General features: G+C 52.2%; 13 protein-coding genes. All 13 read left to right on the forward strand.

Translation table 11 applies throughout. The annotated features are described in order from the left end of the window. A partial coding sequence (locus HWQ67_RS04125) for a hypothetical protein (RefSeq protein WP_218251378.1) occupies nt 1–218 on the forward strand: 218 nt, incomplete at its 5' end. A 173-nt stretch (nt 219–391) separates the two neighbouring features. Next, nucleotides 392–850, forward strand: coding sequence for a division/cell wall cluster transcriptional repressor MraZ (locus tag HWQ67_RS04130; protein WP_218251379.1), 459 nt, complete (start codon nt 392–394; stop codon nt 848–850). Between the two features lie 35 nt (nt 851–885). Next, nucleotides 886–1800 carry a 16S rRNA (cytosine(1402)-N(4))-methyltransferase RsmH gene (rsmH, locus tag HWQ67_RS04135; RefSeq protein WP_218251380.1) on the forward strand — a complete coding sequence of 305 codons (915 nt, stop codon included), beginning with the start codon at nt 886–888 and terminating at the stop codon, nt 1798–1800. Beyond that, entirely contained in the window at nt 1797–2090 is a 294-nt protein-coding gene (locus HWQ67_RS04140) for a hypothetical protein (protein WP_218251381.1), read from the forward strand. Before rsmH ends, HWQ67_RS04140 begins: the two co-directional genes overlap by 4 nt. Before the next feature lie 44 nt (nt 2091–2134). After that, nucleotides 2135–3901, forward strand: a complete 1767-nt coding sequence (locus HWQ67_RS04145) for a peptidoglycan D,D-transpeptidase FtsI family protein (RefSeq protein WP_218251382.1) — start codon at nt 2135–2137, stop codon at nt 3899–3901. Between the two features lie 15 nt (nt 3902–3916). Then, the gene (locus tag HWQ67_RS04150; RefSeq protein ID WP_218251383.1) at nt 3917–5473 is read left to right on the forward strand and encodes a UDP-N-acetylmuramoyl-L-alanyl-D-glutamate--2,6-diaminopimelate ligase; all 1557 of its coding nucleotides are present in this window, start codon (nt 3917–3919) and stop codon (nt 5471–5473) included. Between the two features lie 2 nt (nt 5474–5475). After that, nucleotides 5476–6558 carry a phospho-N-acetylmuramoyl-pentapeptide-transferase gene (gene mraY, locus HWQ67_RS04155; protein ID WP_218251384.1) on the forward strand — a complete coding sequence of 361 codons (1083 nt, stop codon included), beginning with the start codon at nt 5476–5478 and terminating at the stop codon, nt 6556–6558. Between the two features lie 86 nt (nt 6559–6644). Then, nucleotides 6645–7754: a D-alanyl-D-alanine carboxypeptidase family protein gene (locus HWQ67_RS04160; RefSeq protein ID WP_218251385.1), complete on the forward strand. Its 1110-nt coding sequence runs from the start codon at nt 6645–6647 to the stop codon at nt 7752–7754. 14 nt (nt 7755–7768) lie between these two features. Next, nucleotides 7769–9319: a UDP-N-acetylmuramoyl-L-alanine--D-glutamate ligase gene (murD, locus tag HWQ67_RS04165; RefSeq protein WP_218251386.1), complete on the forward strand. Its 1551-nt coding sequence runs from the start codon at nt 7769–7771 to the stop codon at nt 9317–9319. 165 nt (nt 9320–9484) lie between these two features. Continuing rightward, nucleotides 9485–10768, forward strand: a complete 1284-nt coding sequence (ftsW, locus tag HWQ67_RS04170) for a putative lipid II flippase FtsW (protein ID WP_218251387.1) — start codon at nt 9485–9487, stop codon at nt 10766–10768. After that, nucleotides 10746–11909, forward strand: a complete 1164-nt coding sequence (gene murG, locus HWQ67_RS04175) for an undecaprenyldiphospho-muramoylpentapeptide beta-N-acetylglucosaminyltransferase (RefSeq protein WP_218251388.1) — start codon at nt 10746–10748, stop codon at nt 11907–11909. Before ftsW ends, murG begins: the two co-directional genes overlap by 23 nt. Continuing rightward, on the forward strand, nt 11888–13261 hold the full coding sequence (murC, locus tag HWQ67_RS04180) for a UDP-N-acetylmuramate--L-alanine ligase (RefSeq protein WP_218251389.1): 1374 nt from the start codon (nt 11888–11890) through the stop codon (nt 13259–13261). The genes murG and murC overlap by 22 nt, the downstream gene beginning before the upstream one ends. Then, nucleotides 13248–14183, forward strand: coding sequence for a UDP-N-acetylmuramate dehydrogenase (murB, locus tag HWQ67_RS04185; RefSeq protein WP_218251390.1), 936 nt, complete (start codon nt 13248–13250; stop codon nt 14181–14183). Before murC ends, murB begins: the two co-directional genes overlap by 14 nt. The last annotated feature ends 96 nt before the right edge of the window (nt 14184–14279 follow it).

The raw sequence follows: 14279 nt of genomic DNA on the forward strand, positions 1-14279 counted from the left end.
CTTTCGCAGGAATGACAGTTACAGGTGTTTTCCAAGTGTGTCATTCCTGGCTTGACCAGGAATCCATGATGCATAAAAGCATAGTTACCATGAAATATAAAGAGGATACATATTTATGCCCTCTTGTTTATCAGACAGGGTTGACACAACGTCCAGGTAATGGGGGATTGTTCGGAGGCTACCTGTGCGCTCACCTCATAGCGATCAAAGAAACTTGAAATCTCACATTTTCATACAGGGGTAACCTCAAATTTCATGCAAAATACGCCATTAAATATTAAAGTAAATATTTAGCATTTATCAAGTAACTTTATATAAATAAATTTTTTTCTTGACAGCGCACTGCCATGTGGTATAAAGTGGATCAGAGTGGTAGAAATGTGGTAGAGGCATGGCAGGTTTTTACGGTAGGCATATTTTAAAGGTCGATGACAAGGGCAGGCTCGTTATACCTGCACAGTTCAGGGACGTCATAAAGGACAACTACGGGCGGAGGATATTTATCACCTGTACCGTAAATGACGAGTGTTTGCAGGTGTTTCCCGACAAGGAGTGGGAGGCGCTGATGAACAAGGTGGCGGCCTTGCCGCGCTCAAGCGATGCGGTGAAGTATTTTATGAGAAAGGTGGTCGGTTCGGCCTGTGAGAGTGAGTTTGACAGACATGGCAGGGTGGTCATCCCTCCTATACTCAGGGAGGAGGTTGGCATCATGACGGATACGGAGGTTGTGCTGACCGGCGTCAGCGACAGACTTGAGGTGTGGCAGAGGCAGAGGTGGGAGAAGATGTTCAGGCCGGGCGATGTTGACCTCAGGCAGTATGAGGCAGAGTTGGCCAAATTGGGAATATGATTTGGGAATATGATAAGGTGGTATCTGTAATATGAGTGGAGGGTTTAGTGTGCGTATGTCACAAGCCGGTACTGGTAGTGGAGGTTATGCGGCTCCTTGAGATAAACGGAGATGCCATCTGTGTTGATGCAACCACGGGCATGGGCGGACACACCCGGCAAATGCTGGAGAGCCTTGGCCCCGGGGGTAGGGTCATTGCCATCGACAAGGATGACGCCGCCATTGCCATTGCACGGGATACGATTGCAGATGAGCGTGCCGTGATAATCAGGGAAGATTTCGCCAATATGTCCGGCATCGTCAGAGGGCTGGGATACGACGGCGTCGATGCAATCTTGTTGGACCTGGGACTGTGCATGGGGCAGATCAGGGACAAGGAGCGGGGGTTTAGCTTTGACTCCGACTATCCCCTTGACATGAGAATGAACAGGGACATATCCCCGAGCGCACATGAGGTCGTAAATACATTCAGGCAGGAGAGGCTGCAGGAGATAATCCTCACATATGGCGAGGAGGGCAGATACAGGGCCATTGCCAGGGCCATTGTCGCATACAGGAAGGACAAGGCTATAAATACATGCCGGGAGCTGGCCGATATTGTTGCCCGCCAATATCGGAGTGGTAGCCGGAGTGGTAGCCATGGGGAAAGGCGAAGGATACACCCCGCTACAAAGACGTTTCAGGCCCTGAGGGTGTTCGTCAACGACGAGCTTGGCACGCTCACACGGACACTGGATGTCTGCCCGAAATTATTGCGTAGTGGCGGCAGGTTATGTGTCATTTCGTACAATTCACTTGAAGACAGGATTGTCAAGACCTTCTTCCGTCAACAGCAGGTGGCAGGGCAGTTGCAAACCCTCACAAAAAAACCTATAACACCAGGCCCCCTGGAGGTGCGGGACAATCCCTCCTCAAGGAGCGCCAAACTACGAGGAGGTATCAGACTATGATCCGTATCAGGAAACATGAGCTGCTGGGCAACGTCCTGATGGCCATGGGGGTGTTGCTGATAGTGGGCGGTATATTTTTTACCGTGTGGCTGCGTTCGAGTATCAAATCGTTGCAGTACAAGCTGGGAAACCTGCAACAACGCCAGCACCAGCTTATAAAGCAACAGAGAAACCTCATTGTCCAAAAAGAGGGGCTGCTCTCCATCGCCAACATAGACCAGGTGGCCAAGAAGATGGGTTTTGATTTCCCGGACAGGAGTAAGGTCATACATGTTAAAGAAAAAGGTTAACTATTTGAAATGATATCCGACATGAATAATAAGGGGTATGGTCAGTGCTGAGGGGCAGACGTAGCGTCTTTTTGTACGTGCTGATCTTTGTGGGGTTTTCTGCCATCATCGTGCGTCTGTTTGACCTGATGGTCATCAACCACGAGCGCCTCGCAAAAAAATCCGCCATACAAACCACCACCGAACTCTCCATAGAGGTCCGACGTGGCATGATACTGGACAGACTGGGCAGACGTCTTGCCGTAAATCTCGAACACAGCTCCGTATACCTCGACAGGCTCAACTATACCCCGGATGAGAAAAAACTATACCAGATGGCACAGATTATCAACACCAACTATGACGACCTGGTAAGGTCTATCAAGGGTGACAAGGGCTTTGTCTGGATAAAGAGAAAGATTCCCATGGAGGACACGACCAGAATCCAGCAGCTCAACTTCAACGGGATAGGCTTCCTGCCGGAACCCAAACGTAATTACACAACGGGACCGCTGGCCTCACACATCCTGGGCTTCGTGGACATAGATAACCGAGGCCTGGAGGGCATTGAGGCTCAGTACAACAGTGACCTCACCAAATCCGGCGGCAAGTACTCCGTGGAACGTGATGCCCGCGGAAACATCTTTTATACCTCCAACGAAAATGAAATAACCGGTAACTCTATCGTACTGACCATAGACCAGGGGCTTCAGTACATCGTGGAGACCGAACTTGACACCGCCATTGACAAGTGGAAGGCATCCGCAGCAACGGCCATCATGCTCGACCCCTACAGCGGTGAGATACTGGCCCTGGCCAACCGCCCAACCTTTGACCCCAACCATCCCGCCGGGGCTAACCCCTCGGCACGACGCAACCGCGCCATAACGGACGTCTACGAACCCGGTTCGACCTTCAAGATCGTAACGGCAGCCGGCGTCCTGGAGGAGAAACTGGTGCGTCCCGATGAACTGATAGACTGCCAGGGTGGCTCTATCCAGGTCGGCAGAAAGAGGGTCAAAGACGCACACCCGCACGGCATTCTGACCTTCATGGAGGTCATCCAGAAGTCCTCCAACGTGGGCACGATCAAACTGGCACAGCGACTGGGCAAGCAGAGACTCTACGATTACGTCAAGAAGTTCGGCTTTGGCGAAAAAACTGGCCTCGATCTGCCAGGGGAAATCCCGGGCTGGATCAGAAAGCCCGAAAAGTGGTCCGGCACCTCCATCGGGGCAGTCCCCATCGGACAGGAGATAGCGGCCACCCCCCTGCAGGTAGTAACCGCCTACTCAATAGTGGCCAACGGTGGCTATGCCGTCTATCCCCACATAGTCAAGGCCGTTGTCAGCCCGGAGGGCAAGACCGTTAAACACTGGAAGCAGACCAGCCGAGAGAGACTGATATCCAAGCACACCATAGATATCATGACCGATGCCCTCAAGATGGTCACCCAAAAGGGTGGCACGGCAAAAGACGCCACCATCGAAGGCAACACCGTGGCAGGAAAAACAGGCACGGCCCAGGTCTTTGACAAAAGCATCGGCAGGTACTCAAGCGTTGACTACATCAGCTCCTTTGTTGGCTTCGTACCGGCAGACAAACCGGCATTTGCCCTGATTGTCGTCGTGTGGAAGCCACGAGGCCAGATTTATGGCGGCCTGGTTGCAGCCCCGGTGTTCAAGAACATAACGGAGAAATCACTCTCCTACCTCAACGTGCCAAAGGACGACACACCAACGGATGACAAAATAAAAAAAGACATCCTCGTTGTCGATAAAGGAACCGTAAACACAGCGCCGGGGATATCAACCCCGTGGAAGGTAAACTAAAACATCATCAGGACAATGGACATAATTACAGTGTTGGATAATATACATAGAGTCAGCGACCCGGGGCTGATAACGCAATACACGGGCAACCTCAGCGGCCAGGTCAGCGATATATCGTGCGACTCAAGAAGGATCGAACAGGGCGGCATGTTCTTTGCCGTCAGGGGGGTACACTCCGATGGTCATGCCTTCATCCCCGATGCCATCAAACGTGGTGCCCGGTGGATCGTCTACGACAGCGATATATCCCCCGAACTGCTAAACACCAGCGACGTAATAATGCTCAGGGTGGCCGACGTCCCCCTGGCTATGGCCCATATTGCCGCCAACTACTACGGTAACCCCGCAAGGGCTATGAAGCTGATCGGTATCACGGGCACCAACGGAAAAACTACCACCAGTTGTCTCATCAAATCCATACTTCAGGCATACGATAAAAAAACGGGACTCATCGGAACCATACACCACATGGTAGGCAACAACACCTACAGCTCCTCACACACCACCCCGCAGGCCCCCGAATTTCAAATGTTTCTCAAGCGCATGTGTGACGACGGTTGTCAGTACGTGGTATCGGAGGTCTCCTCGCACGCACTGGCACAAAAACGTGTTGATGCCGTTGCCTTTGACGCAGCCGTCTTCACCAATCTCACCAGAGACCACCTCGATTATCACACCAACATGGAGGACTACTTTAATAGCAAAAAGCGTCTCTTTACCGAACTGCTCAACCCCAAGGCCACGGCCATCATCAACACCGACGATATCTATGGCATAACCCTGTGCAGGCATCTTAGAGAGTTAAAAAGGACCACCCTCTCATACGGTATAACGACCAAGGCCGATATAATGGCCTCTGATGTAGAAAAAACACTCACCGGCCTTGCCTTTAAGCTCCGGTGCAACGCAGAGACATACCTCGTGAGGTCACACCTGCGTGGCTACATCAACGTCTACAACATCCTGGCGGCTTTTGCCGCGACACTGAGCCTCGCCATCCCCGTTGATGTCATACTCAGAGGCATATCGTTGCTCCAGGGGGTCAGGGGCAGACTCGAACCCATAGAGCGTGGACAGGACTTCGCCGTATTCATCGACTATGCACACACCAACGATGCCCTGGACAACCTGCTCAGTGGCGTCAGGAGATTTTACAAGGGTCGCATTATTACGGTCTTTGGCTGCGGCGGCAACCGCGACACCGGCAAAAGACCCATGATGGGCAGAATCGCTACCACTATGAGCAACTTCACGATTATCACCAACGATAACCCCAGGCACGAAGACCCCATGGACATTATTGCCCAGATCAAGTCCGGCGTTGTGGGAAACCAATATGAAATCGAACCCGACAGGAGAGAGGCTATCAAAAGAGGCATCTACATGGCAGGGGCCGGCGACGTGGTACTGATTGCAGGCAAGGGGCACGAAACTTATCAGGAGGTCAGGGGCGTCCGGTATCCCTTTGATGACAGGGAAGTGGCGCAGGCATTTATCGATGAGCGCCTGGGGGGAAACGGGGTGGCAAACCCAGCCTCAGGATGCAATAAAATGGAAACCATACTGGAGTAACAATGCTTTATTATCTACTATACAGTTTGCACGGCCTCTACACACCACTAAACGTATTCAGGTACATAACGTTCCGGACGGCCATCGCCGTCATCACGGCACTCTTGATCACCTTTGCGCTGGGCCCGGCAGTTATCAACTTCCTCAGGAAGATCAGCCTGACCCAACAGATACGAACCGACGGCCCCAAAAGCCACCTCTCAAAGGCCGGCACCCCCACAATGGGCGGCATACTGATCCTGGTCTCCATCCTCGTATCGGTCCTGCTCTGGGGCAACCTCGCCAACAGGTACATAATTATCATGATACTCTCAACCATGAGCTTTGGCATCATCGGCTTTGTCGATGACTACCTCAAGGTCTCCAGGCGCAACCCAAAGGGACTCAGGGCCATGTACAAGTTTGGACTCCAGATACTCGTAGCCCTGATGGTAAGCACGGCACTGTATGTCTTTCCCTCCGACCAGTACGGCACAATACTCATCATCCCGTTTTTCAAGAAAATGCTGATCGACCTGTTTATATTCTACGTCCCCTTTGCGGTGTTTGTAATCGTAGGCTCCACCAACGCCGTTAATCTGACCGACGGAGTCGATGGCCTGGCAATCGGCCTGGTGGGGATCGCAACACTGGCAAACGCTGTCCTGGTGTACATATCAGGTCATGCGGAACTGGCAAAGTACCTCCAGATACTCTACCGCACGGACATCGGAGAGCTTACCGTCTTTTGCGGGGCCATGCTGGGGGCGTCGCTGGGCTTTCTGTGGTACAACGCCTACCCCGCCGAGGTCTTCATGGGTGACGTTGGTTCCCTGGGGTTGGGTGGGGCGCTGGGTACGCTGGCCGTGATAACAAAACAGGAAATCGTCCTGGCTATCGTGGGGGGCATATTCGTGATCGAAACCCTGTCGGTTATCCTCCAGGTGGCCTCCTTCAGGCTCACAGGTAAGAGGATTTTTAAAATGGCCCCCATACACCACCACTTTGAACTAAAAGGGTGGGCCGAACCAAAGACCGTCGTGAGATTCTGGATCATTGGCATAATGCTTGCTCTATTAAGTCTGACAACTATCAAATTGAGGTGAATACTATGGAAAAAGGTTATTGTAAGTTCAAAAAGTTGACAGTGTGTTATATTTATATCTTATTATCTTTCTTAGTCGTTATTTTTATGTCAAATTCGGCCTATGGAAGCGATATTACGGCCAGGTCTGCCGTCATCATGGATAGTGGCAACGAAAGGATACTTTATGCCAAAAATCCGACTCACAAGCAACCCCCTGCAAGCACGGCCAAACTCGTCACGGCCATGGTGGTCATAGACAACATCAGGACGGATGAGGTCGTTACCATATCAAAGGATGCCGCCAGGCTGTACTGTTCCGGGGCATCCCTGAGGGAAGGTGACAGGTTGTACGTCAGGGACCTCATGTACCTGTTGCTTGTCAGGAGCGTCAATGGTGCAGCAGTAGCCCTTGCCGAGGCGGTGTCCGGTTCCGAGGAGCAGTTTGTGCATTTGATGAACAGGAAGGCAGCACAGATAGGGGCAAAGGACACAAAGTTTGCCAACCCACACGGTTTGCCCGGGGGGGAACAGTACATAACGGCATATGACCTGGCCATGGTCATGAACGAGTCCTTACGCTATCCGCTAATCAAGGACATAATCAACACAAAGACCAAGACCGTCTCCACCATAGATGGCCGCAATATAACGGTGGCAAACACCAACAAGTTGCTCTGGTCCGATGACGACCTCCTGGGGGGCAAGACCGGTTACACCAGGGAGGCACGCCACTGTCTGGCCTTTGCGGCCGAAAAGGGAGACAACACACTCGTAGCAGCCGTCCTGGGCGACAACAACAGGAGCGCCCTGTGGCACAGCGCCAAAAACATACTATCAAAGGGCTACGATATATCATCAGGCAACGCAGCCCCGGTAATCTACCAAAGCAATGTAGACGAAAAACGTGTCAAGACTGCCAGTGTACATAAACTCAAAAAGAAACATCGCAAAACAAAGTCTTCCCGCATCCGGCACAGAGTCAAGGACTCGCAGGTAAGGGAAATGGCAGAAGGCGGAGACGACAACATGGACAAGCCCGGTAAGTCAAACGCTGTTGTAAAAAAATCAAAAACAGGCAAAAAAAAATCTGTAAGCCTGGCTAAGAAACAACAGTCAAGGAAATCCAGGGTTGTTGTTAAAAAATCAGAAACAGACAAGCAAACACCTATCAGTCTGGCAAAGAATGGACTGAGAAAAAGAAGCAACCGGAAATAGTATGATAACTTTTTATGGAGAGGACGGTAATGTTTAAAGGCATTAGTGGTAAGAGGGCAGTAGTAATAGGGCTTGCAAGAAGCGGCGTAGGGGCAGCCAATCTCCTTGTCAGACTGGGCGCCATTGTGACGATCATGGACGTGTTGAGCTATAACGAGCTATCCGGTTACGTCGAGCAACTGGACTCTGCGGTGGACATCAAGCTCGGCCAGTTCAACGATGATATTCTCAACAAGGCCGACCTCGTAGTCATAAGCCCGGGGGTGTCGATGCAGCATCAATCTATTCAACGCATCCGACAAAACGGCATAAAGGTCATCGGTGAGCTGGAGCTGGCATATCAGGTGGTAGAGGAGTTTCACAAGATATGCTCTCTGGGCTTTCTGGCAATAACGGGTACAAATGGTAAGTCCACAACGACCACCATGGTCAATGAAATACTCAAAACCAGCGGCTTTAAGACCGTCCTGGGTGGCAACATCGGTAAGGCCATCACGGATGAGATCAGCAAACTCATCAAGTCATTTGAAAAACCGCTGGACTTTGTCTGTCCCGACTATATCGTTACCGAAGTATCGAGCTTTCAGATGGAGTCCATCGACAGGTTCCGGCCCAGGGTGGCGGCCATATTAAACATCACCCCCGACCACCTCGACAGACACCTGACCATGGAAAACTACACGGATGCCAAGTGCAGGATATTCGAAAATCAGGACAAAATGAACTTCCTCGTCCTCAACGCCGATGACCCGCTTACACGCAATCTGGCATGCCGCGTAGGGAGCAATGGCCCCGAGGTGCTGTACTTCAGTCGCAAAGAGGACGTTGAAGCGCCAGACTGTGCAAGGCTCCGGGGGGCATTCTACAAGGACGGCATTATCTCCTTCAGATTGCCTGAGCTTGAGGTGCTATGTCCTGAGTTCTTTGTCGCTCCAGGACGCTCCTGGCTTGTGGATGGCGAAATGCCGGTGTTTAAGACTTCCGAGCTTAAAGTGACCGGCGTACACAATATAGAAAACGCAATGGCTGCAGCGCTTATGGCGCTTGCATGTGGGTGTAGTATGCAAAATATATGGGATACGCTAAAGGACTTCAAGGGGCTCGAACACAGGGTCGAGTTCGTGGAAGAAATCAACGGGGTCAAGTACTACAACGACTCCAAGGGCACCAATATCTGGGCAGTGATAAAATCCCTGGAGAGCTTTGAACAACCCATCGTGCTCATTGCCGGGGGCAGGGACAAGGCCGGTGACTTCTCTGCTCTCAGGGAATCTATAAAGGGTAAGGTCAAGGCCGCCATCCTGATCGGTGAGTCAAAAGACAAGTTCAGGAAATCCATACAGGACATAACCAACGTGTATCTGGAAAACGACCTGCCCTCTGCCGTCCTCAGCGCAAAGGGCATTGCCGGCGCCGGTGATGTCGTCCTGCTCTCCCCGGCATGTGCCAGCTTTGACATGTTTAAGGACTTCGAAGAACGAGGACGCGTCTTTAAAGACACCGTCACAGGGCTGTACAAGGAATCAATTGCTAACCCGTTATCCCCCACGCAGGCGGGCGGATAGTAGAAACACTCCAGAGACGCATATGGTATCCTCTTTATATTTCACGGTAAAAGAAAGAAGGAGGGCGGCTCCGCCCCCTCCTCAGACCTCCCCTGCAAGGGGACCAGTCCCCTTGACCCCTTCTTGCGAAACCTGTTACCATGCTTTTTTTAGAGGATACCGCATATGACACTACAGGGTACCAGGGTAAACGGACAGTTTGACAGCGTGTTGCTGTTGACTACGGCAGCGCTTGTGTTGACGGGGGTGTTGATGGTCTACAGCTCCACTTCCGTCGTCTCACCGTCGGCCAGGGCACAGATGAGTTCCAACGCCGTAAATGACGGCCAACCTGCCGCAAACTTAAACCTGGTAGATTTACGGTATCTCAAAAAACACCTGGCCTCCGTGACTTTGGGCATACTGTTTATGATCATCGCATACAATTTACCAATAGACATATACCGCAGGAGGGCTTTGGAGATATTTTTCATAGCCCTGGTGCTCCTGATAGCGGTGAATCTCCCCATGATTGGCGCCACGGTTAATGGCGCACGGCGATGGCTGCGTATATGGCAATTTACCTTTCAGCCCTCCGAGGCCATGAAGCTGGCAGTGGTAATCCTCATGGCCAGGTATCTCTCCAGTACCGACTTTACAACTGATACCGTGACCGTAGGGAACAGACTGATCAATTTTAAGGCATTCATAAAACCGATTATCCTGATGGTCTGCATACAGGCCATCCTGCTGCATCAACCGGACTTTGGTTCTGCCGCCATAATTGGCGTAATCACTTTTACGATGCTCTTTCTGGCAGACGTCAAACTGAAATACATCTTTTCTGTGGGCCTGGTCTTTATACCTGTGGTGATTAAGCTGGTCAAGGAACCGTACCGGTTAAAGCGGGTGTTGGTGTTTTTAGACCCCTGGGCGGATGAGAGAAACAGCGGGTTTCAGTTGATACAGTCCTTTGTGGCGCTGGGAAACGGCGGCGTACACGGCGTCGGTCTGGGCAAGAGTATGCAAAAACTCTACTTCCTGCCGGAGTCAAAGACCGACTTCATCTTTGCCATCATTGGCGAGGAGACCGGTCTGTTGGGTGCGGTGTTTGTGATATGTCTGTTTGTGCTGTTTTTCAGCAGGGCTATATTAATAATGAACGGGCTGACTGACCGGTTTATGTTCTTTATGGCAAGCGGTATAACACTCCTGATCGTGCTTCAGGCGCTGATAAACATGTGCGTTGTCACCGGCATGGTACCAACCAAGGGACTTCCCATGCCGTTTATAAGCTACGGAGGTTCCTCAATGATCATAAACCTGACAGAGGTCGGGATGCTGCTGAACCTCGCAAATCACACGACAGTGCCACGCACTGAGTCAGTCACACATGGCATTAATACGACCAGACGAGTCAATCACAGAAAGGCAAGGGTGTTCTCATATGACAAACAACAACAGATGTAAGGTGGTAATAGCCGGCGGTGGTACCGGCGGACATCTCTACCCTGCCATAGCCATAGCGGAGGAGATCAAAAAAAAGATGCCACAGGCAGACATCCTATTTATGGGCACCGACAGGGGCATAGAGACCAGGGTGCTGCCACTGGAAAAGTACTACGTCAAACTCCTGCGCACGGAGGGCTTTGTCGGCGTATCACTGGGCAAAAAGATATGGGCATTCTTTAAGCTAATCGTAGCGTTCTTTGATGCCGTGTCGTTTCTCAGAGGCGTCAGACCCAGCGTGGTGATAGGCACTGGCGGATATGCCTCTTTTGTGCCGGTTGCAGCGGCGGCATTGCTGTCCATTCCCATCGTCATACACGAACAGAACTCCATCCCCGGCCTTGCCAATAAGCTGCTGTCAAAGGTGGCAGACAAGGTGTGCATCACCTACGAAAGCTCACTGGACTATCTGCCCAAGGACAAGGCCATCATCACGGGCAACCCCGTCAGGGAAAAAATTCTCAGGGCAACCAGGGCGCAAGGGCTGGAGATGTTCTCCCTGCGCGATGACCTGTTGACGGTGCTCATCTTTGGAGGCAGCGCAGGGGCCACGGCAATTAACAAAGCCGTCATGGGAACACTCCCGCTGTTGAACAACTACAAAGACAAGATACAGTTCCTGCATCAGACCGGTAACGCAGACTACGAGCTGGTCAGAGGCGCCTACCAGCACAACGGATTCTCCGGCACCGTGGCGCCGTTTATATTTAACATGCCCGAGGCCTATGCCTGTTGCGATATGCTCATATCACGGGCAGGGGCAACCACGCTGGCCGAAATAACAACCATCGGCATCCCCGCCATCCTGATCCCCTATCCCTATGCCGCGGGGGCACATCAGGAGGCAAATGCAGCCAGACTCTCCTCCAGCACCGCTGCCATCATGATCAGACAACAGGAACTGGACAGCGAGTCCCTGGCACGACAAATTATCGCCCTGTGCAGCGACGCCAACCTCAGAAACAGACTCAAGCGCGACTGCAAGGCTCTAGGAAAACCCGACGCAGGTAAGCGGGTCGCACACATCGCACTGATGCTTATGAAAGACAAATCACACTACTATAAACAGGAGTACGACAGATGTTTAACCAGTACAGAGTAATACACTTCGTAGGGATCGGCGGTATCGGTATGAGCGGCATAGCCGAAGTACTCAATAATCTCGGCTATGAGGTCACCGGCTCCGACATAAAGGGCTCCTCAACGATAGAAAGACTGCTCACCCTGGGCATCAAGGTATACATTGGCCACCGCCCGGAAAACATTGACAGCGCACACGTAGTCGTTGTCTCATCGGCCATAGGCAAGGAAAATGTCGAGGTAACAGAGGCCCGAAGACGCTCAATCCCCGTTATCCCGCGTGCGGAGATGCTGGCAGAGCTGGGCAGACTCAAGTACAGCGTCCTGGTGGCCGGCTCACACGGCAAGACCACCACCACGTCGCTTATATCTACCATCCTCCTGGATGCCGGCTATGACCCCACCGTGGTCATCGGCGGAAAGCTCATGGCTACCAACAGCAATGCAAACCTCGGCAGAGGACAGTTCATGGTCGCAGAGGCCGATGAGAGCGACGGCTCCTTCCTCAAACTGAGCCCGACAATAGCAGTATGCACAAACATCGACAAGGAACACATGGACTACTTTTCGGACATGGAAAACCTCAAAAAGGCATTCCTGTGCTTCCTCAACAAGGTCCCGTTTTACGGCCTGAGCGTCGTTTCGGCAGACGACCCAAATGTCAGGGACATCCTGCCACACATAAACCGAAAGGTCGTCACCTACGGGTTGTCACACCCGGCTGATTACACGGTAAAAAATATAACATTCAACGCCATGACGACACAGTATGACCTGTTTTTCCAGGGTGAACTGCTTGAACGCTTTGAGGTTCCGCTGACGGGCAAACACAACATCCTCAACACCCTGGCAGCCACGGCCACTGCCCTCTACCTCAAAATAGACATAGAGTCCGTCATAGGCTCCCTGCAACGCTTCAAGGGCATCAAACGCAGACTCGAATTCAAGGGCGAATCCATGGGCGTCAAGGTCTATGACGACTACGGCCATCACCCCACAGAGATACAAATGACCATCCAGGGCGTCAGACAACAGACCGGAAATCGATTGCTCGTCGTCTTTCAGCCCCACCGATACACCAGAACACAGGCGCTGATGGAGGAGTTTGCACACTCCTTTACACACACCGACAGACTCTACCTCCTGGACATCTATCCGGCAGGGGAAGACCCCATAGAGGGTATAAACTCACAAACACTCTATCAACGTCTCAGGTCCGAGGGGGTGGAGGTGGCCTACTTCAGCGACACGCAGGAGTTGTTGAGTACCCTGTCGCGTGAGACCAGAAGGGACGACTATCTGTTGACCTTTGGCGCCGGAGACGTCTGGAAGGTCGGTGAGGATTTCATAAGGGGCAGCTATGCAAGTAACTAGTGTCGGTTGCGATTACTCCACCCTGGTCAGAGACCTCAAGGGTATGGCATATTACAACGAACCCATGAGACATCATACGTCGCTGAGGATCGGCGGTGTGGCAGCCCTGTACTATGAACCCGGTAACCTCAACAGCATGGTAACACTAATGCAGAGGGCACGGGAGATGGCGCTACCGCTGTTCATTATCGGCGGAGGCAGCAACCTGCTCTTTGGCGATGAGGACATCGACGCTGTGGTGGTCTCAACACGGCAGTTATGCACCATGCAGTGGTTGCTGGACGACGACAGCCTGACAATCAGGACAGGGGCCGGAGTACCACTGGCCAAGGCATTGAACTTTGCCCTGAAGGCATCAGCGGCAGGCCTCGAAGGTCTTGCAGGCATACCCGGCACCGTGGGCGGGGCCATCGCAGGCAATGCAGGTTCCTTCGGCTTTGAGATCAAGGACGTCATCGAGGACGTTACCGTTATCACCGGCACGGGCGCCATAAGGCAATTGACCAGAGACGCTATCCCCTTTGCCTACAGACACTGCGGACTTGCCGGTGAAAACCTCATAGTCGAGGCCGGCCTCAGACTCATCAGAGGTGATGCCTTCGCACTCAAAGAGCGATTTAATGACTGCCTAGCACAAAAGAAAAAGTCCCAGCCCCTGACTGAACTATCGGCAGGGTGTGTGTTCAAAAACCCCCCCGGAGACTTTGCCGGAAGACTCATAGAGGCAGCAGGATGCAAGGGCATGGCACAAGGACAGATAGAGGTCAGCAGACAACATGCAAACTTCTTTATAAACAAGGCAAGAGGCACAGCCGACGACTTCCTCTGTCTGATGGCAAGGGTACAGGAGGGCGTCATGACACGTTTTGGCGTGGAACTCACACCGGAAATCAAACTACCGCAACACTATGGAAAGGCGTGATAAGCACATGGACAAAAGTCTTTATATAAAACTCAGGAATAAGCATAATGGGGTCAAGGGGGCTTCTTTCCGGCCGGGGCGCCTCGCCCCTCCCCT

Origin of the sequence: Candidatus Magnetobacterium casense, from assembly GCF_019173545.1 — a bacterium.
Classification (GTDB): Bacteria; Nitrospirota; Thermodesulfovibrionia; order Thermodesulfovibrionales; family Magnetobacteriaceae; genus Magnetobacterium; species Magnetobacterium cryptolimnobacter.

Excerpts from the sequence above, each read along its gene's own strand:
- HWQ67_RS04130 (WP_218251379.1), top strand. The coding sequence starts at position 392 with ATGGCAGGTTTTTACGGTAGGCATATTTTAAAGGTCGATGACAAGGGC.
- HWQ67_RS04140 (WP_218251381.1), top strand. The coding sequence starts at position 1,797 with ATGATCCGTATCAGGAAACATGAGCTGCTGGGCAACGTCCTGATGGCC.
- HWQ67_RS04150 (WP_218251383.1), top strand. The coding sequence starts at position 3,917 with ATGGACATAATTACAGTGTTGGATAATATACATAGAGTCAGCGACCCG.
- mraY (WP_218251384.1), top strand. The coding sequence starts at position 5,476 with ATGCTTTATTATCTACTATACAGTTTGCACGGCCTCTACACACCACTA.
- HWQ67_RS04160 (WP_218251385.1), top strand. The coding sequence starts at position 6,645 with ATGTCAAATTCGGCCTATGGAAGCGATATTACGGCCAGGTCTGCCGTC.
- murD (WP_218251386.1), top strand. The coding sequence starts at position 7,769 with ATGGAGAGGACGGTAATGTTTAAAGGCATTAGTGGTAAGAGGGCAGTA.
- ftsW (WP_218251387.1), top strand. The coding sequence starts at position 9,485 with ATGACACTACAGGGTACCAGGGTAAACGGACAGTTTGACAGCGTGTTG.
- murG (WP_218251388.1), top strand. The coding sequence starts at position 10,746 with ATGACAAACAACAACAGATGTAAGGTGGTAATAGCCGGCGGTGGTACC.
- murC (WP_218251389.1), top strand. The coding sequence starts at position 11,888 with ATGTTTAACCAGTACAGAGTAATACACTTCGTAGGGATCGGCGGTATC.
- murB (WP_218251390.1), top strand. The coding sequence starts at position 13,248 with ATGCAAGTAACTAGTGTCGGTTGCGATTACTCCACCCTGGTCAGAGAC.